Annotated in this window: 15 protein-coding genes; 9 read left to right on the top strand and 6 right to left on the bottom strand. The window is 46.4% G+C overall.

The features are described from left to right. Positions 1-141 precede the first annotated feature (141 nt). The 4 genes from CYLST_RS24980 (at position 142) to CYLST_RS24965 (ending at position 3,084) form a co-directional block, all read left to right on the top strand. A complete protein-coding gene (locus CYLST_RS24980) occupies positions 142-465 on the top strand; it encodes a hypothetical protein (protein ID WP_041233257.1) in 324 nt (107 codons plus the stop codon). Between the two features lie 166 nt (positions 466-631). Continuing rightward, positions 632-2,146, top strand: a complete 1,515-nt coding sequence (gene crtD / locus CYLST_RS24975) for a C-3',4' desaturase CrtD (protein WP_015210524.1) — start codon at positions 632-634, stop codon at positions 2,144-2,146. Positions 2,147-2,231: 85 nt separating this feature from the next. Further along, positions 2,232-2,498: a type II toxin-antitoxin system HicB family antitoxin gene (locus CYLST_RS24970; RefSeq protein WP_015210523.1), complete on the top strand. Its 267-nt coding sequence runs from the start codon at positions 2,232-2,234 to the stop codon at positions 2,496-2,498. Beyond that, positions 2,455-3,084, top strand: a complete 630-nt coding sequence (locus CYLST_RS24965; protein ID WP_015210522.1) for a Uma2 family endonuclease — start codon at positions 2,455-2,457, stop codon at positions 3,082-3,084. Before CYLST_RS24970 ends, CYLST_RS24965 begins: the two co-directional genes overlap by 44 nt. A 332-nt stretch (positions 3,085-3,416) precedes the next feature. Here the strand turns inward: CYLST_RS24965 and CYLST_RS24960 are convergent, their stop codons facing one another. The 3 genes from CYLST_RS24960 to hslO all read right to left on the bottom strand — a co-directional run bounded on the left by CYLST_RS24960 (position 3,417) and on the right by hslO (position 7,241). Continuing rightward, positions 3,417-5,537 (bottom strand): coiled-coil domain-containing protein, encoded by a 2,121-nt coding sequence (locus CYLST_RS24960; RefSeq protein WP_015210521.1) that lies wholly within the window; start codon positions 5,535-5,537, stop codon positions 3,417-3,419. Positions 5,538-5,806: 269 nt separating this feature from the next. Beyond that, positions 5,807-6,163 (bottom strand): transposase, encoded by a 357-nt coding sequence (locus tag CYLST_RS24955; RefSeq protein ID WP_051056153.1) that lies wholly within the window; start codon positions 6,161-6,163, stop codon positions 5,807-5,809. 172 nt (positions 6,164-6,335) lie between these two features. After that, complete coding sequence (hslO, locus tag CYLST_RS24950) at positions 6,336-7,241, bottom strand: Hsp33 family molecular chaperone HslO (protein ID WP_015210520.1); 906 nt, start codon at positions 7,239-7,241, stop codon at positions 6,336-6,338. Positions 7,242-7,390: 149 nt separating this feature from the next. On the opposite strand from hslO, the gene CYLST_RS24945 reads away from it, so the two are divergent. Continuing rightward, on the top strand, positions 7,391-7,777 hold the full coding sequence (locus CYLST_RS24945) for a hypothetical protein (RefSeq protein ID WP_015210519.1): 387 nt from the start codon (positions 7,391-7,393) through the stop codon (positions 7,775-7,777). A gap of 92 nt (positions 7,778-7,869) precedes the next feature. Here the strand turns inward: CYLST_RS24945 and CYLST_RS24940 are convergent, their stop codons facing one another. After that, positions 7,870-8,301, bottom strand: a complete 432-nt coding sequence (locus CYLST_RS24940; RefSeq protein WP_015210518.1) for a universal stress protein — start codon at positions 8,299-8,301, stop codon at positions 7,870-7,872. Between the two features lie 335 nt (positions 8,302-8,636). Next, positions 8,637-9,938: a histidinol dehydrogenase gene (hisD, locus tag CYLST_RS24935; protein WP_015210517.1), complete on the bottom strand. Its 1,302-nt coding sequence runs from the start codon at positions 9,936-9,938 to the stop codon at positions 8,637-8,639. Between the two features lie 884 nt (positions 9,939-10,822). Here hisD and rpsT point away from each other — a divergent pair. From rpsT to rpoB, 3 genes are all read left to right on the top strand, one after another. Next, positions 10,823-11,119 (top strand): 30S ribosomal protein S20, encoded by a 297-nt coding sequence (gene rpsT, locus CYLST_RS24930; protein WP_015210516.1) that lies wholly within the window; start codon positions 10,823-10,825, stop codon positions 11,117-11,119. A 48-nt stretch (positions 11,120-11,167) separates the two neighbouring features. Further along, positions 11,168-11,956, top strand: a complete 789-nt coding sequence (locus CYLST_RS24925) for a TatD family hydrolase (protein ID WP_015210515.1) — start codon at positions 11,168-11,170, stop codon at positions 11,954-11,956. An 821-nt stretch (positions 11,957-12,777) separates the two neighbouring features. After that, positions 12,778-16,002 carry a DNA-directed RNA polymerase subunit beta gene (gene rpoB, locus CYLST_RS24920; RefSeq protein WP_245587431.1) on the top strand — a complete coding sequence of 1,075 codons (3,225 nt, stop codon included), beginning with the start codon at positions 12,778-12,780 and terminating at the stop codon, positions 16,000-16,002. 43 nt (positions 16,003-16,045) lie between these two features. Here the strand turns inward: rpoB and CYLST_RS24915 are convergent, their stop codons facing one another. Next, complete coding sequence (locus CYLST_RS24915) at positions 16,046-16,546, bottom strand: hypothetical protein (protein ID WP_015210513.1); 501 nt, start codon at positions 16,544-16,546, stop codon at positions 16,046-16,048. 71 nt (positions 16,547-16,617) lie between these two features. On the opposite strand from CYLST_RS24915, the gene CYLST_RS24910 reads away from it, so the two are divergent. Beyond that, positions 16,618-17,079 carry a hypothetical protein gene (locus CYLST_RS24910; RefSeq protein WP_015210512.1) on the top strand — a complete coding sequence of 154 codons (462 nt, stop codon included), beginning with the start codon at positions 16,618-16,620 and terminating at the stop codon, positions 17,077-17,079. The last annotated feature ends 4 nt before the right edge of the window (positions 17,080-17,083 follow it).

The following is a 17,083-nucleotide window of genomic DNA, read 5'->3' as shown; positions in this document are numbered from 1 at the left end:
TGACTACTCTTTGCAAAACGCACAAAGATCAGTTTGCGTTTGTTTGGGCTTGTAGCTAAGGATAATGCCGGAAGGAAGTATTTTTCCCAAATCCTAACGCACTGCTTGAATCTCAATTTATTTGGAAAACCCATTTTGATCATGCTTCCATTTTTGTTGCTTTTGATGGTGCTGATTAGTCCAACTCTGCTCCTTCTCTGGGGTGCTTTTGCTCGCTTTGGGTTTACCTGGAGTCTGCTTTTGATTCCGGTAGGTGCGATAGTTGGGTTTGTGCTGATGGCAATCGCTGGAGCTTATTTCTATGGGTTAATAATCTGGCTAGATGATCGTCAAACGGGCCCACCTCCGGCAGGGGCGATCGGCGCGGCAACTGGTAGGGCGATCATGACGTTTATTTTGATGGGTTTATTAGGCTGGATTGGTTCAGGACTGGGCGCTTGGTTGGCTACCAACTATTGGGTTTGATCCCAAAGTTCTCTTTTATGGCTGGCAAATGACCCTCTTTTACCTCCTTTTTAAGGGGATAAAAAGGCGGGATATCTGATCTGAACTGTGTTGAGAACTCGTTTAAATGTTAATTTTCTTGTAAAATTATGAGTAGCAATATTAAGAATTATAAAAATAAGTGTCAATGTCAAATCATTCTGTTGACAGAAATAAATCCCGTGTTGTCGTTATTGGTGCGGGCATTGGTGGACTAACTGCTGGGGCATTATTAGCCCATAGAGGTTACAGCGTCTTAATTCTCGACCAAGCTTTAGTGCCAGGGGGCTGTGCATCTACCTTTAAACGCCAAGGATTTACCTTTGATGTGGGCGCAACTCAGGTTGCGGGGTTGGAACCGGGGGGAATTCACCACCGGATTTTCTCAGAATTGGCGATCGCATTACCAGAAGCAACACCTTGTGATCCTGCTTGTGCAGTGTATCTCCCTGGTGAGGTGACACCGATTAATGTTTGGCGTGATCCAGATAAATGGCGCGAAGAACGCCAAAGACAGTTTCCTGGTAGTGAACCCTTTTGGCAGTTGCTGGCGACTTTATTTGATGCTAGTTGGGAATTTCAAGGACGCGATCCGGTGTTACCACCGCGTAATTTGTGGGATTTGTGGCAGCTAATTCAAGCTGTGCGCCCTAGTACATTGATTACTGCGCCTTTCACCTTGATGACTGTGGGTGATGCTTTACGGTTATGTGGATTGGGAAGCGATCGCCGATTGCGGACATTTTTAGATTTGCAACTGAAGCTGTATTCCCAAGTCAGTGCCGAAGAAACAGCTTTACTCTATGCTGCAACGGCGTTGAGTGTATCCCAACTGCCCCAAGGCTTGTTTCACCTCCAGGGTAGTATGCAGGTTTTAAGCGATCGCCTAGTTCAAGCTTTGAAACGAGACGGTGGTAAGTTGTTGATGCGCCACACCGTCGAAAATATCAAAGTCGAAAATGGCCAAGCTACTGCTGTGGTGATTAAAAATCAGCAAACTGGCGAAGTCTGGACAGAAGCAGCCGACCATGTGGTAGCTAATGTCACGGTTCAAAACTTGGTGCAGTTGTTGGGTGAAAAATCCCCATCTGGATATCAACAGCGTGTAGAAAAACTACCCCCAGCATCGGGGGCCTTTGTCGTCTATTTGGGTGTAGACGCCAGTGCTATTCCCCCTAATTGTCCACCCCACCTGCAATTTTTGTACGATGTCAATGGACCAATTGGCGAGAATAATTCCCTATTTGTTTCCGTCAGCCATGATGGAGATGGTCGCGCGCCATCTGGAAAAGCGACAATTATTGCTTCTTCATTTGTCGATGCTACGCCTTGGTGGGGTAATCAGGATTATGAAGGATTAAAACAAAAATACACTCAAGAGGCAATTTCCCGCTTGGGGCAATACTTTTACCTGAAACCAGAAACGATAATTCATGTAGAAGCAGCGACACCCCGCACCTTTGCCCATTTTACCGGACGCGATCGCGGTATTGTCGGCGGTATTGGTCAAAGAATTCCCACTTTTGGCCCCTTTGGTTTTGCCAATCGTACACCCATCAATCATCTGTGGTTAGTCGGTGATTCTACCCATCCAGGTGAAGGAACTGCTGGGGTGAGTTATTCGGCGTTGACGGTAGTTAGGCAAATTGAGTCTCAAAATTGATTCTGTAGGGGGACGTTTTTATAAAATCGGTAGTAGCAGACTTGAAAAATCATTCACATTGATTTTGGCTAAAAAGGTTAAGTAAATGCAAACACTAATTAGACTCAAAGTTGAAAAAATTATTGAAGATGGGCAAGAATATTTTGTGGCAACCAGTGATGATTTTCAGGGTTTAGTTGCCGAAGGTAAAACAGTACAGGAAGCTATAGAGATTGCCGAAGATGTAGCCAAGATATTATTAGATTTAGAAAAAGAAAATAATCATGATATTCAGTTTCACGATTTACCAACTGTGAAAAAAATAAACTATGGTAACGACAGCAACACCCGGAGAAACCAGAGTTTTACTTGAAAACATCACCTGGCAGACATTTAAAATCATGCTGGCTGAAATGGGTTCAGACCGCACAAACAGAATTGCTTACGACAAGGGAACCATAGAAATTATGACTCCTCTCAAGCCGCACGAAAGCTCAAACCGCCTAATTGAGGTTTTCGTTGGGGTATTGTGTGAAGAGTTAGGATTAGAAGTTAACCGGGTTGGTTCACTAACGTTAACAAGAGATGACTTGGAATCAGGTGCTGAACCAGACAGCAGTTATTATATCCAAAACGAGTTATTAGTCCGAGAAAAAGAAAGTATTGATTTAGCATTTGACCCACCTCCAGACCTAGTACTAGAAGTAGAATACTCCCGACCTAAAATAGACAAACTGAAACTTTACGCTTCAATGGAAATTGCCGAATTTTGGCGCTTCAATGGAACAACATTAAGAATTTACACTCTCGCAAATGGGCAATATTCAGAAACTCAAATCAGCCCCACATTTGCACCTATATCAATCAAAGAAATTCCCCGATTTATCGAAGAAAGTAAAAAGATTGGACAAATTGCCACAACTCGCGCTTTCCGCACTTGGGTTAGAGAATATTTGTAGACTCGCGGGATAGGGGCACAGCATTGCTTATTGGTGTCAACTTAAGCTCAAACCGTTGTCCCACACACGGAAAGACCCCACCCCTCCATCCCCTCCCCACCTCTCCCTAGCCCTCTCCTCTTAGGAGAGGGGAAAGGAAAAACTTTTGTTGCGGGGGAGGGGAGGTTTTGCGTCAGCAAAACCGGGGTGGGGTTCTTCTGGATTGGTTGGTAATTGAATAAGTTTGATATAACGCCATTACAAGGGTTTCACCTTAAGTTGACACTCATGAGCATTGCTGTGCCCCTACTTACAAGGATGATGTAAAATCTAGAGAATGGTGTTTTCTTTTCTTACTGCTCGGTGCTAGTTGGTGATGGCTGGGATTCTTGGGGTTCAGGTTCAGGTGCAGCTTCAGGTACAGGCTGAGGATTGAGAAATTCCCGCCAAGTCCGAATTTGCGCTTGAGCCTCTCTGTAAGTAGCATTACCACGGGGAATCGATTTAGCAATCTCAATAGCCTTGGTGATATCAGACTCACTTTGAGAGCGTGCTAATTCTAATAATTGTTGACTCCATTGGTCAATGGCGATATTCACATCCATACGTAAGATGCTACGTACTGATACCCGATCTGCCAACTGTATAGCCTCAACTAAGGCTTGAGGCGTGCCAGCAAGTGCCACTTCCCGCGCTTTCTTCCAGTTTTCTTTACCACGAATTTGTCTTTGCCAGTCATCTATAGCCCCTTGTGCCTCACCAGAAAGTGCCCGTCCCGATGATGCCAGTTGCTGGGCTGTGTTAATGGCAGCGGGTAGATCACCACTCTCAGCCAGTGCGCGTGCTTGATCCAAGTAGGGTTGGTCTTGAATGCGCTGAATCTTCCCCGTCCAAGTGCGAATTTGTTTTTTTGCTTCTGGATACAACGCACGACCATTGCGGATTTGACTAGCTTCGGCGATCGCCGCTTGCAAGGAGTTAACATCCTCTAAAAGGGCTATTTGTTGAGCGCGATCCAAGTAAGGCTGGTCTTCGATTGTCTCGACTTGCGATCGCCAACGCCCCACATCTTGCCTAGCTTCTGAGGCGCGGGGGTTACTAGCAGGGATCACCTGCGCTTCGGCGATCGCTGCTGTTAAATCATTGACTGTTCCCAGGCTGGCCAAGGTTCGTGCTTTGTCTAGGCGGGAAACAGCTTCAATTTCCAACTGCCAACGGGCAATCAGTTGTTGTGCCTGATCATAAACTGCCCTAGAAGCATTAATTTGTTGTGCCTGGGAGATAGCTTCCTCTAAACCAGAAATACTGCCGATCCAAGCACTTCTTTGGGCTTCACTCAAAGCGATAAAGTCATCGATTTCCGGCTGCAATTTCGTAATTTCCGGAATTTGTCTAGCAATCTCCAGCGCTGCATCCGCATCTCGCCTTTTCATCTTGGACTGCGCCAAATCCAGCATCTTGCGTCCAAATACGGGAATCAACTCCTGAGCTTTTTGATGAAGGGAACTTTCCTGGCCAATCGACTCAGCTAGCTTGATAGCTTCTAGTAAATTATTGACTACGCCGCTGTCAGCTAGACTTTCGGCTTTGCCTAGCTTGTCGCCATCTTCCCGCGCTGAGGCAATTAGGCGATTCAATTGATCGTACTTAGTACCCGACCAAAATTTATTGTCCACCCGTAGCAATCTGGCAGACAGCATAAATGCCGATTGCCAGTGCCTTTCCCCCAGTTCTTTTCGGGCCTCTTGGTAGATTCCTTCTGCCTTCGACCAGATGGACTGCCATTTGGTGATTTGCTCATCTACTAATTGACCATTGGCCATTCCTTCTGGGATCAGGCGGGCAGTAGCGATCGCTTCCTCTAATTCCCCCGACTGAAAACTCTGATCCGCTAGCTGTAAAATATCCCGTGACCATTGTTCTAAAAAGCGATCAATTTCTCCCCGCAGGGGATGATCTGATGGCAGTTGCTTCACCAGGGCGATCGCTTGTAGTAGGTCGTTCACCGTCTGCTTAGAAGCCGCCAACTGAGCGCAGTGTAGCCTTACCGAGGCACTAGCCAAGGGCCAAAAAATCGCCGGGCAGTTAGGGGCAGATGGCAGCTTCAGCAACATAGCCATCGCCAGAAATCCTATGCTACCGGGAATCAACGTTAGCATTACTGACCACAACACCCAGCTTTTCATCCAGCGGGGTAATTTCGCCGTAATCTTACTGAGTTGGGAATTTTCTTCTGAATGACTATTTATAGGTAATCCTTCTCTACGAGACGCTTCGCTTTGGCGTAGCCTGTCCGCAGGACTTAGGGGATTAGTTTTTTTTCGCCGCTTTACTGACTTAGAGGTAGAACCAGTAGCTGGGACACCAAATGCTTGAGTTTCACCGAATTGTTCTGTTCGGGATAATCTTTTATTTGGATCTGGCTCTCTTGCTCCGGTTGGAGGCCAACTGTCTGGAGTATCCCGCTCTGTCATCTCTCACACCAAAATAATTGAATAGCGATCTGTTGGCGACCGATAATTCCATTTTTGCCTTAATGATGCTCCCACAAATTCAATCATGGGGATTCTCCTTTTCAACAGCCAACTTATGCTCAGGAGTTTCCCCACCCTTAGAGTTTGCCAGTCGCCTGCGACAGAAACCGATTTGATTTGCTGTGGGGTATAAAAGCTTAAGTTACCAGTACCAATCAGCTTAAATTTTCCTGCCTTGAACCCAAAGCTTGAAAATCAGATATTTTTTGTCATCTGAAAGCTTCCACCCATAACTTTTGTGTTCGACGGAATGACCCCATTTTCTCTGATTGTGGGTAGCCAATATTTAGTAGCTTTTTAGCTAGGCAGTTGCTATGGAAACCCTTGATTGCAAAACCTGCTCTATCAGCATCAGCACCAGGAGCCATTGAATTTAGTTTCCCAGCCCAGGTAAACTCTTGAGCTAATATTGCACACAGTTGTTGCAGGACGTTATTACTAACACCTTGCTGATCCTGCCAGTATCTCAAGGCTTGGTCGCAGATGAACGAGGCAGTCCAAATCGCTTCATTTAAAGCATTGTACTGACTTAGTCTACCTTTTAACTCAGCCTCTAAAACTAGCATCCTTCAACCTCTTGGAAGATAAATCTAAGATACTACAATTCGGAAACAGTTAAGAAATACATAGCTAATCAAAAAAACCGCTAAGATATCTTAACTGCCCAATCAAGCCGCTATATTCACCTATCCCCACAGATAGCATTAACAATTCCAAGAATTAGTATTGTTTTATACTTTATCCTGAAACTGAAGATGACTCTTGCAAATCAACAATTAGTTGAGCTAGATCATCGCTACTTGCCTGGTAAACACTGTTACAAAATTCACAAGTTGCCTCAGCACCATCATCTTTGATCATCATGTCTTGTAGTTCCGCTTCTCCTAAGATCTTAAGTGCCCCTAGCACGCGGTCAAAAGAGCAACCACAGTGGAAGCGTAGCATCTGGCGTTCCGGAAATATATGCAGCCCCATATCTCCCAGTAGATCACCAAAGATTTCTGTCAAAGTCTTCCCAGCTTGCAACAAAGGCGTAAATCCCGCCAAACCAGCTACCCGTGATTCTAGAGTTGCAACTAAAGCTTCATCTCTAGCAGCTTTGGGCAATACTTGTATCAGTAAACCTCCAGCAGATGTGACTCCACCTGCCCCCACGAAGACACCTAAAACCAGAGCTGAAGGTGTTTGTTCGGAATTCACCAGGTAATGAGCCACGTCATCGCCAATTTCACCAGAAACAAGTTCAACTGTACTAGAGTAAGGAAAGCCGTAACCGATATCCCGGACAACGTAGAGGTAGCCGCTACCTACTGCACCGCCAACGTCTAGCTTACCTTTGGCATTGGGAGGCAGTTCCACAGATGGGTTTTGTACATAGCCACGTACTGTGCCATCTAACCCTGCATCTACCAGTATGCCACCCAAAGGACCGTCGCCTTTCACCCGGACGTTGACCCTAGACCCCACTCGCTTCATACTAGAAGCCATCAACAAGCCGGCTGCCATAGACCGACCAAGTGCTGCCGTCGCCACATAGGAAAGCTTGTGACGCTGCCGTGCTTCTTCTGTTAAGCGTGTGGTGATCACACCTACTGCACGAATCCCACTATCGGCCGCCGTGGCACGAATTAACTGATCCGCCATGAATAACCTTACATTTCTTAACAAGTACACTTTTCTATTCTAAGTTCTCGAATGGTAGAAAAGTGACGTGGTGATCACCAGTAATTATATTTGCAATATTAGAAATACGGTTCACCAATGATTTTTCCCCTTGAGGCAATTATCCAAACATGCTGGGTACTTTTCAACAAAGCCAACTACGAATCGAAATTGAAGCATCAGCCGATGCAATTCACGACAGTGTACTGCGTCCAGTGCAACTAGAAAAATGGCTCTTAGGGCAACGCTTTGCCCCAGGAATGCCTGAAGAACTGCAACCAGGATTTCAGTTTACTACATGGACTGGGCCAGTCCCGATTTATCATCAAGTGTCCGTGGCAAAAACTAACTGCCTGCGCTTGCTACTCAGTGGCGGCATTGACGGGTTTCACGAATGGTACTGGGGCGATGGTTGGGTGCAGTCCCACCTAGAAGGAATATCGATTCTGCCCCTGAATTTGGGTCAAACCCTGAGTTTGTTAAGCTTACGTCAGTTTTTGGCAACTCAAGTACATTGAGATAGCCAACGGATTTAGAGGCGTGATGTTCTTCACGTCTCTAGCTAGGCTTGATTGAACCCGCACAAGCGGACAAGGCGGGTTGCCAATTTTTAATTCTTACTTGGTTTCACCACTAGTACTGAACAATCAGCCTCTTCCACCACTTGGCTACTAACAGAACCCTGGACAATTCGCTTCATCCCAGTTAACCCGCGACTCCCAATGATCACTAAATCTGCCGAGTATATATTGGCAAGACGAATAATCTCGTCAGCAGGATCGCCAGTTACAAGCTCTAATTCACTGTTGACTGACAATTTTTCCTGGTAGGATTGCAGCTGTTTTTCAATATGGAAATAAGAAAATGTTGGTGACTCGGCAAGGGGGCGATCAGCGGGTAGTTCCATCTCTGACTCTGACGTGGGAAACACATGGCAGAGAATCACGTTGGTGTCTGTTGGCAGCACCAAATCATCTAAAGTCTGAATTACTCGTTCTGATATTTCCGAGCCATCCAAAGCTACCAAAATAGTCTTTACCACTGCTCTCGTCTCCTCAAGAGTAGACCCCTGACTGTAGACTCTCCCTGACTAAAGCCAGAGAGATTATTGGCCTGAACACAGCCCTTTCGGGTTGCCCCTACTGAGGTCTTGCACGTTTCTCTCCTCCCCGAACTGTAGTTTTATTTATTAACCACAGCCAACTTCAGGGTAGCTTACGCAAGCGGTGCAAGGCTCATAAGTTGAGCCAATCATTCCCGTGAGCCTCAAGGTATCATATTATTTGCTAGCTAGACAAACAATTTCCCAGATGCGATCTTAGTTCGCATCTTCACAGACTTTTGACAACAGTATAGGAAAAAACCAAGCATTCCAAATCACTCCTCTTGCTGAATTCGGCGTCGTACTGAATCGGCGTGGGAAGGCAAGCCCTCAGCAGTTGCTAGTACGTTAATGGCACCAGCTACCTTTTGCAGTGCGGTTTGTGAGTATTGAATAATACTAGAGTGTTTCAGGAAAGTTTCCACACCTAATGCTGAAGCATAACGGGCGGCGCCAGAAGTAGGCAAGGTATGGTTAGGACCTGCCAAATAGTCTCCTACGGCTTCTGGTGTAGAGTAACCCAAGAAGATGGCCCCGGCATGCCGAATTTGGGGAATTAGAGACCAAGGGTCTTTGATTTCTAACTCTAGGTGTTCAGGGGCAAATTCATTTGAGAGTTCTGCTGCTGCTTCCAGGGATTCCACAACAACAATCAAGCCGTAGTGAGCGATCGCTTTTTCTGTGTCTATGCGCCTTGGGTGATCTACTAGTTGTCTTTCCACAGCTACTTGCACGTTCTTCGCTAATGCAGCATCCGTCGTCAACAAAATCGCTGCCGCCATTGGGTCATGTTCGGCTTGGGCCAACAAGTCAGCGGCAACATTTACAGGATTTGCGTGCTCATCGGCAATAATTAGGACTTCGCTGGGTCCTGCCAAAGAATCAATGCCTACGGTGCCATAGACAAGTTTTTTAGCTAAAGTGACATAAATGTTACCAGGCCCAGTAATCACATTTACTTTCGGAATCGTTTCTGTGCCGTAGGCTAAAGCGGCAACAGCTTGCGCCCCCCCAACGCGATAAATTTCTTGCACCCCTGCTTCTTGGGCAGCTACCAGGACTGCTGGGTTAATTGCTTTTCCTACTCCTGGTGGTGTCACCATCACCACACGGGGAACACCAGCTACCTTGGCCGGAATCCCATTCATCAACACAGTACTGGGATAGGCAGCGCGACCGCCAGGTACATATAAACCCGCCCGGTCTACAGGGGTGTAGCGTTTGCCCAGTACTACTTCATCATCGCCAAAGTGTATCCAGCTTTTCGGTACGCGCTGACGGTGAAACGCTTCAATTTGGCGGCAAGCCAGCCGAATCGCCTGAAGCAACTCCTTCGACACCTGTTGGTAGGCTGCATCCAGTTCTGAACCAGAAACACGCAGTTCTTCTGGCTTCAGGGTTTGGTGATCGAATTCGGCTGTGTAGTGCAATACAGCTTTATCGCCTTGGCGCTTCACCGCTTGCAACACTTCCCGCACCGTTGCTTCTTTGTGAAGCACCTGTTCATCGTGGGTGCGATCGCAGATACGTTGTAGTTCTGCGCTAACGTCTGCCTGCTGAGTAATGATTCGCAGCATGGAGTAAGGACAATGCCAAAATTATAATTTTCCCGCTTGAGAATCAGTCTTGCTCTTTTCCCACTATGTGAGGGAGCTAACCCTAATCCTCTTCTCTAGCTTAACCTGGATTTTTTTGATACTCTCAAGGTTGTCAGCACAAGGGTTGCTGAATTCGTCGCCGTTTCTTAGTCCGATCAGCCTAACAGACTGACCGCCAGGGTCAGCCTGTTAGGCTACGGCAGGAGTGGGTATACCTCCTCTTACTACCCTGAAAACCCACCCTTCACTCCCTGTGGGGTGCAGCCGATGTGTTTGCATCTCCAGACCCCTGGTTTAATCGGGGTATGGTTTGAGTATAAATTTTGCTGATTTTCCGATTTTATTCCCTGAGATTTGTAGACACACGAGATATCGGGTCTCTACATTGCTTGTGACAATACATCCTCATTTGGGGACGGACTGAATTAGCAGATGCACCGGTTGCTTAGGTGATGGTGAGTTGGGATTACTATAATTATTCGAGTAACTTATTCTAACTCATTTCCTGGGTTAACGACACAACCTTAATTTTGGGGGTGCTCGTGCTGCGTGCAGATTAACTGTTATTTGAATACTGCTGTCAATCTGGTACGCTCGGCGGTGAGTACTAAGTAGTCAGCCTGTAGGTCCATTGCTGGGGACAGTCCACAAGGAAACTATAAGTTAGCTCAAATGCGGCTTGGTGAGGATTTTATTAAGAGAGCAGACCTGCACACTTTGTCGTAATCTTAGTTCCTCAGCATCTTCGGTGAAAAAATCAGCAGGAGAATTTATTTGCAGAAATTCTAATATTGGCAATATGGATGCTATATTAGTAAGTCTAGTAGTGTGTGTACATATTAATAGTCTTTTTGGAATTGACCGTGGCGAATACAAAGTCTGCTCTCAAGCGCGCCCAAATCGCAGAACGCAATCGGCTGCGTAATAAAACTTACAAATCAGCAGTAAAAACGCTGATGAAAAAATACCTCAGTGCTGTTGAAGTCCATAAGGCTAATCCTACCCCAGAATCACAACAAGAAGTACAGGCTCGGATATCCGAGGCTTACAGCAAAATCGATAAAGCTGTAAAGCGGGGTATCCTTCACCCCAACAACGGGGCCAGGAAAAAGTCGCAATTGGCTCACAAACTAAAACCACTCACGCAAACAGCACAGTAGTTATTAGTCATTAGCTAATAACTAATGACAGTAACTAATGCCTAAACCATGCATCTGATAGACACCCACGTTCATCTTAACTTTGACCTTTTCCAGCCGGATTTAGCAACCGTACGTTCGCGGTGGCAAGAAGCCGGTGTAGTGCGCTTAGTACATTCCTGCGTTCACCCAGGGGAGTTTTCCAGTATTCAAGCCATAGCACACCAGTTTCCCGAACTCAGCTTGGCCATTGGATTGCATCCTTTAGATGCTGATAAATGGAACGGCGAGACAGCCGAGAAAATAGAATCTCTGGCTAGTTCTGACCCCAAGGTGGTAGCTATTGGAGAAATGGGACTGGATTTTTACAAAGCAAATAACTACGAGCAACAGTGCATAGTTTTTGAGGCGCAACTGGGCGTGGCTTGTAAACTCAACTTACCAGTGATTATTCACTGCCGTGAGGCAGCGCCACAGGTAAGATCCCTTTTGCAAAAATGGCAAGATAAAAGCCAAGGACAGAGGGTGCGGGGTGTGATGCATTGTTGGGGTGGAACACCGGAAGAAACCCAATGGTTTCTCGACTTAGGCTTATTCATTAGCTTTAGTGGAACAGTAACGTTCAAAAATGCTAAAGCTATTAAAGCCTCAGCGGTTATGGTGAGCAGCGATCGCCTATTAATCGAAACAGATTGCCCCTTTCTCTCTCCGGTACCCAAACGGGGCGAAAAACGTAATGAACCTTCCTATGTCCGTTATGTCGCGGAGCAACTGGCTATGCTGCGTGGGGAAACTGTCGAGGCGATCGCCGCTCAAACCACCCAGAATGCCTGTAAATTATTCGGTTTTGAATTATAAACTGTACCTCAGGACTGGGTATCAGTTGTAGGAAAAAAAATAAACCTCGCTTGCAGACAAAAATATGCTACAATCGTCCCCTCCAAAACATTTAGCTTGAGCCATAATGATAAAGGTAGGAACACATAACTCCTAATCTTGATTTTGCGCTGTTATCAACTTGACCGTATCAATTGGAGATTTGTGATTTTTAATGTTGGATTAAATTTTTATTGAACATTAGTTCATGAACATCCTCCTATCTCTACAAGCGGGAGCTATCAATAGATAGATGACAAACAGATAGATGACAAACCGTGGCAGTCTAGGTTGATCTGGAGTTTTGCTTTAGCAGCGGCAGACAGTGTATTGAATCTATAGAAAATTGTTAAACGTAATCGCCTTGTGAGTACAAAGAAAGCAAAATCGAGCCATACGGATTCAGCGCCGACTCTCGCAAATTCCTCAGTTTTAGGGTCTAACTGTGAGTATAGATGAGGTGTTTTGAAGACACAACAGTATAGATCTGCAAAGGTTAATTAACGCACTCTTTGGAGGGGGAAGTGAGGAAAGCCAATCACACACAGAAATATCTCAACTATCTGGTCTTGTTGAGTCAATACCACAGCAGGATTTTAGCAGCCATTACTCCCCAACAAGGGCGATCACCCTATGAATGAGAATCGCCCGTTCCAGACTTAATTACTGCGTTTGCCCACACCTGTAAATACCAGGTGGTGTAAGGATAAGTTCCCCAATAGCTACAGATACTAGCTATGGTCGCGAACCATCCCACAGCAGATTCCAAGGGAAAGTTTAACCAGGTTGACAAAGGTAGAGGCATGACAAACGAAACATATATGGAACCCGCCTTTCTGTTACCCGACTTGATTGAAATCCAGCGTTCAAGCTTCCGCTGGTTTTTGGAAGAAGGGCTAATAGAAGAACTCAACTCCTTTAGTCCGATCACAGACTACACCGGCAAACTGGAGCTGCACTTTTTAGGTCACAACTACAAACTTAAAGAGCCAAAGTACAGCGTCGAAGAAGCAAAACGGCGAGATAGCACCTATGCAGTACAAATGTATGTCCCCACACGCCTGCTGAACAAAGAAACAGGAGATATTAAAGAGCAAGAAGTATTTATTGGAGATCTGCCTTTGATGACAGACCGCGGCACGTTTATTATTAACGGAGCCGAGCGAGTGATTGTTAACCAAATAGTGCGATCGCCTGGGGTCTACTACAAATCAGAAATTGACAAAAACGGGCGGCGCACATACTCAGCTAGCTTAATCCCCAACAGGGGGGCATGGCTGAAATTTGAAACAGACCGTAACGATTTGGTATGGGTACGCATCGACAAAACCCGTAAACTCTCAGCGCAGGTACTCCTCAAAGCCCTAGGGTTATCAGACAACGAAATTTTTGACGCCCTACGCCACCCAGAATACTTCCAAAAAACCATCGAAAAAGAAGGGCAATTTTCCGAAGAAGAAGCCCTGATGGAATTATATCGCAAACTGCGCCCTGGCGAACCGCCCACAGTTTTAGGCGGGCAACAGCTATTAGACTCCCGTTTCTTTGACCCGAAACGTTACGACCTAGGTCGCGTTGGTCGGTATAAGCTCAACAAGAAATTACGGCTTTCCGTTCCCGACACAATGCGCGTGCTGACTGCCGGTGACATCTTAGCCGCCGTGGATTACCTAATTAACCTGGAATATGACATCGGTAGTATTGACGATATCGATCACTTAGGTAATCGCCGGGTAAGAAGCGTAGGCGAACTACTGCAAAACCAAGTACGGGTAGGCTTAAACCGTCTAGAACGCATAATTCGGGAACGGATGACCGTATCTGACGCCGAAGTTCTTACACCTGCCTCCTTGGTCAACCCCAAACCATTAGTAGCGGCGATTAAAGAGTTCTTTGGCTCCAGCCAATTGAGTCAGTTCATGGATCAAACCAATCCCTTAGCAGAACTGACCCACAAACGCCGCCTCAGTGCCCTAGGTCCAGGGGGGCTAACCCGCGAACGAGCAGGCTTTGCCGTGCGAGATATTCACCCCAGCCACTACGGACGCATCTGCCCCATTGAAACACCAGAAGGACCCAACGCCGGCTTAATTGGTTCCCTAGCCACCCATGCCCGCGTTAACCTCTATGGATTTTTAGAAACACCCTTTAGACCAGTAGAAAACGCCCGCGTGCGGTTTGACCTCGCACCGGTTTACATGACTGCCGACGAAGAAGACGATTTGCGGGTAGCACCGGGAGATGTGCCAGTAGACGACAACGGCTACATCATAGGACCCCAAGTGCCCGTGCGCTATCGCCAAGAGTTCTCCACCACCACACCAGAGCAGGTGGATTACGTGGCAGTTTCTCCAGTGCAGATAGTCTCTGTGGCTACTAGCATGATTCCCTTCTTAGAACATGACGATGCCAACCGGGCACTCATGGGTTCTAACATGCAACGGCAGGCAGTGCCCCTACTCAAGCCAGAGCGCCCTTTAGTCGGCACTGGCTTAGAAGCACAGGGCGCCAGAGACTCCGGCATGGTGATAGTCTCCCGCACCGACGGCGATGTCACCTACGTCGATGCTGCCGAAATTCGCGTCAGAGTCCGTAATCAATCGTCAATCACCAGTGGCAAAACAACTGATAAAGCATCACAGACAACCGACAAAGTTCAAGAAATTAGATACACCCTTTCTAAATATCAGCGCTCTAACCAAGACACCTGTCTCAACCAAAAACCCCTAGTCCGCACCGGAGAGCGAGTAGTTGCTGGGCAAGTGCTGGCAGATGGCTCCTCTACCGAAGGCGGAGAATTAGCCCTAGGGCAAAACATCGTAGTCGCCTACATGCCTTGGGAAGGCTACAACTACGAAGACGCCATCTTAATTTCTGAGCGCCTAGTGCAAGACGATGTCTACACCTCAATTCACATCGAAAAATATGAAATTGAGGCCAGACAAACCAAACTAGGCCCAGAAGAAATCACTAGAGAAATTCCCAACGTCGGTGAAGATGCCCTGCGACAACTAGACGAACAGGGCATCATCCGCATTGGTGCCTGGGTAGAAGCTGGGGATATCTTAGTCGGCAAAGTCACCCCCAAAGGTGAATCTGACCAACCCCCAGAAGAAAAACTCCTGCGGGCCATCTTCGGCGAAAAAGCGCGAGATGTGCGCGACAACTCTCTGCGAGTGCCCAACGGCGAAAAAGGAAGGGTCGTCGATGTGCGCCTGTTTACCCGCGAACAAGGTGATGAACTGCCACCAGGAGCCAACATGGTAGTCCGGGTGTATGTCGCCCAAAAACGGAAAATCCAAGTCGGCGACAAAATGGCAGGACGCCACGGCAACAAAGGCATTATCTCGCGAATTCTCCCGGCTGAAGATATGCCCTACTTGCCCGACGGCTCCCCAGTAGATATAGTGCTCAATCCCTTGGGTGTACCCAGCCGGATGAATGTCGGCCAGGTGTTTGAGTGTCTCTTGGGTTGGGCGGGTCATAACTTAGGGGTGCGGTTTAAGATTACACCCTTTGACGAAATGTATGGTGAGGAGTCTTCTCGCCGCATTGTCCACGGCAAATTGCAAGAAGCCAGAGACGAAACCAGCAAACTCTGGGTATATAACCCCGATGACCCCGGCAAAATTATGGTCTTTGATGGTCGCACTGGCGAACCCTTTGACCGACCAATCACCATCGGCGTAGCTTATATGCTGAAGCTGGTGCATTTAGTCGATGACAAAATCCACGCCCGGTCAACAGGCCCCTACTCGCTGGTTACTCAGCAACCCTTGGGTGGTAAGGCCCAGCAAGGCGGCCAGCGGTTTGGAGAAATGGAAGTGTGGGCGCTGGAAGCATTTGGGGCAGCTTACACCTTGCAGGAGTTACTGACGGTGAAATCTGACGACATGCAAGGGCGGAATGAAGCCCTCAATGCCATTGTTAAAGGCAAGTCAATTTCCCGACCCGGTACTCCTGAATCCTTTAAGGTGTTGATGCGAGAACTACAATCTTTAGGCAAAACAAAAGTGGTTCAAAGCTGATCTTTCTTTTAGTCATGAAAAATCAGCTATTAGTTTTTAAAAATTAGAAAAGTTTCATCTGCTGGGGTTCTGTTTGTTTTGCAGCTGTCTTCCCTCCAGCCTCTGAAATCCAGGATGGTATATCAATACTATATTCTAGTGGGAAAATATAAAGAGGTATTCCTTTATAAACTGCATAAGCAATAGTTAGCCAGGTTCCGCTGCCTTCTCCGTTAGGATTTTTGCAGGGCTTGCAACCAGTTGGGCAAGATTTATTAGGAAAAGCAACCAGTAAAGGCTTATCCGACTCGGCGATCGCTTCTATCATCCTCTTGCTTCTATTAACAAAGTGCCATTTTTCATGCCCTTCTACTTCAAATTTTTTCAATGGCTTTTTATAATATCCTGCCGCTCTCACAATGAAATTATCTAAGCCTTCAGCATCGCCGACATACCAGTAAGAATTACTTTTTGTAATGAAATTGCCACTAATTTCTTTATAAATTCTCTTTTCCTCATGGGTTGTTAACTTTCTGGGCCCGGTAAATGCAATATCTAAAATCATGATTTTCTCCTCATTTCTTATTCTATTATAGCGTGACCCCATGCTATAATACAAGAAATTGAGGGAAAATTATGAAAGTTTCAAGCGAGTTAATGAGCCAGACAATGAGTAAGTATGTACTATCATCCTTGCTTTATCAAATGGATAGAACTAAATGGACAAAAAACTTTAATCAGCATGATCTAACTATTGAAGCTTGGGCCACTGGCGTATGGGTAAAACAAGCCGGACTGGTTAGTTATGCTGATTTGGCGAAAGTTTTGAAACTGGAGGCAGATACAAAAGCCTACCAGCTATCTGTGGAAAAAGTGCCGGGCGGTTTCTTGGTCAGCTCTTTTCAGGGTGGTGCTCGCAAATATTCTGTTTCTATTAAAAATAAAAAGTGGACTTGTGATTGCATGAGATATCGCTGCTGGTTTAATCGAATGCAGGAAGAACTACCGCAGCTTTACAAGGCTTTAAACCACAAGATATTTTGTCATCATATAGTTGCAGCTTACGAGCACCAAAAATTTTTAAAACAAAATTCTTAGGGGA

The organism is Cylindrospermum stagnale PCC 7417, from assembly GCF_000317535.1.
Taxonomy (GTDB): Bacteria; Cyanobacteriota; Cyanobacteriia; order Cyanobacteriales; family Nostocaceae; genus Cylindrospermum; species Cylindrospermum stagnale.
The sequence above is the reverse complement of the archived record's forward strand: the minus strand, read 5'-3'. Positions and strand labels throughout refer to the sequence as shown.

What these genes read in the sequence shown, in the direction of transcription:
- CYLST_RS24980 (WP_041233257.1), top strand. Translation starts at nt 142, where the DNA reads ATGCTTCCATTTTTGTTGCTTTTGATGGTGCTGATTAGTCCAACTCTG.
- crtD (WP_015210524.1), top strand. Translation starts at nt 632, where the DNA reads ATGTCAAATCATTCTGTTGACAGAAATAAATCCCGTGTTGTCGTTATT.
- CYLST_RS24970 (WP_015210523.1), top strand. Translation starts at nt 2,232, where the DNA reads ATGCAAACACTAATTAGACTCAAAGTTGAAAAAATTATTGAAGATGGG.
- CYLST_RS24965 (WP_015210522.1), top strand. Translation starts at nt 2,455, where the DNA reads ATGGTAACGACAGCAACACCCGGAGAAACCAGAGTTTTACTTGAAAAC.
- CYLST_RS24960 (WP_015210521.1), bottom strand. Translation starts at nt 5,537, where the DNA reads ATGACAGAGCGGGATACTCCAGACAGTTGGCCTCCAACCGGAGCAAGA.
- CYLST_RS24955 (WP_051056153.1), bottom strand. Translation starts at nt 6,163, where the DNA reads ATGCTAGTTTTAGAGGCTGAGTTAAAAGGTAGACTAAGTCAGTACAAT.
- hslO (WP_015210520.1), bottom strand. Translation starts at nt 7,241, where the DNA reads ATGGCGGATCAGTTAATTCGTGCCACGGCGGCCGATAGTGGGATTCGT.
- CYLST_RS24945 (WP_015210519.1), top strand. Translation starts at nt 7,391, where the DNA reads ATGCTGGGTACTTTTCAACAAAGCCAACTACGAATCGAAATTGAAGCA.
- hisD (WP_015210517.1), bottom strand. Translation starts at nt 9,938, where the DNA reads ATGCTGCGAATCATTACTCAGCAGGCAGACGTTAGCGCAGAACTACAA.
- CYLST_RS24925 (WP_015210515.1), top strand. Translation starts at nt 11,168, where the DNA reads ATGCATCTGATAGACACCCACGTTCATCTTAACTTTGACCTTTTCCAG.
- rpoB (WP_245587431.1), top strand. Translation starts at nt 12,778, where the DNA reads ATGACAAACGAAACATATATGGAACCCGCCTTTCTGTTACCCGACTTG.
- CYLST_RS24915 (WP_015210513.1), bottom strand. Translation starts at nt 16,546, where the DNA reads ATGATTTTAGATATTGCATTTACCGGGCCCAGAAAGTTAACAACCCAT.
- CYLST_RS24910 (WP_015210512.1), top strand. Translation starts at nt 16,618, where the DNA reads ATGAAAGTTTCAAGCGAGTTAATGAGCCAGACAATGAGTAAGTATGTA.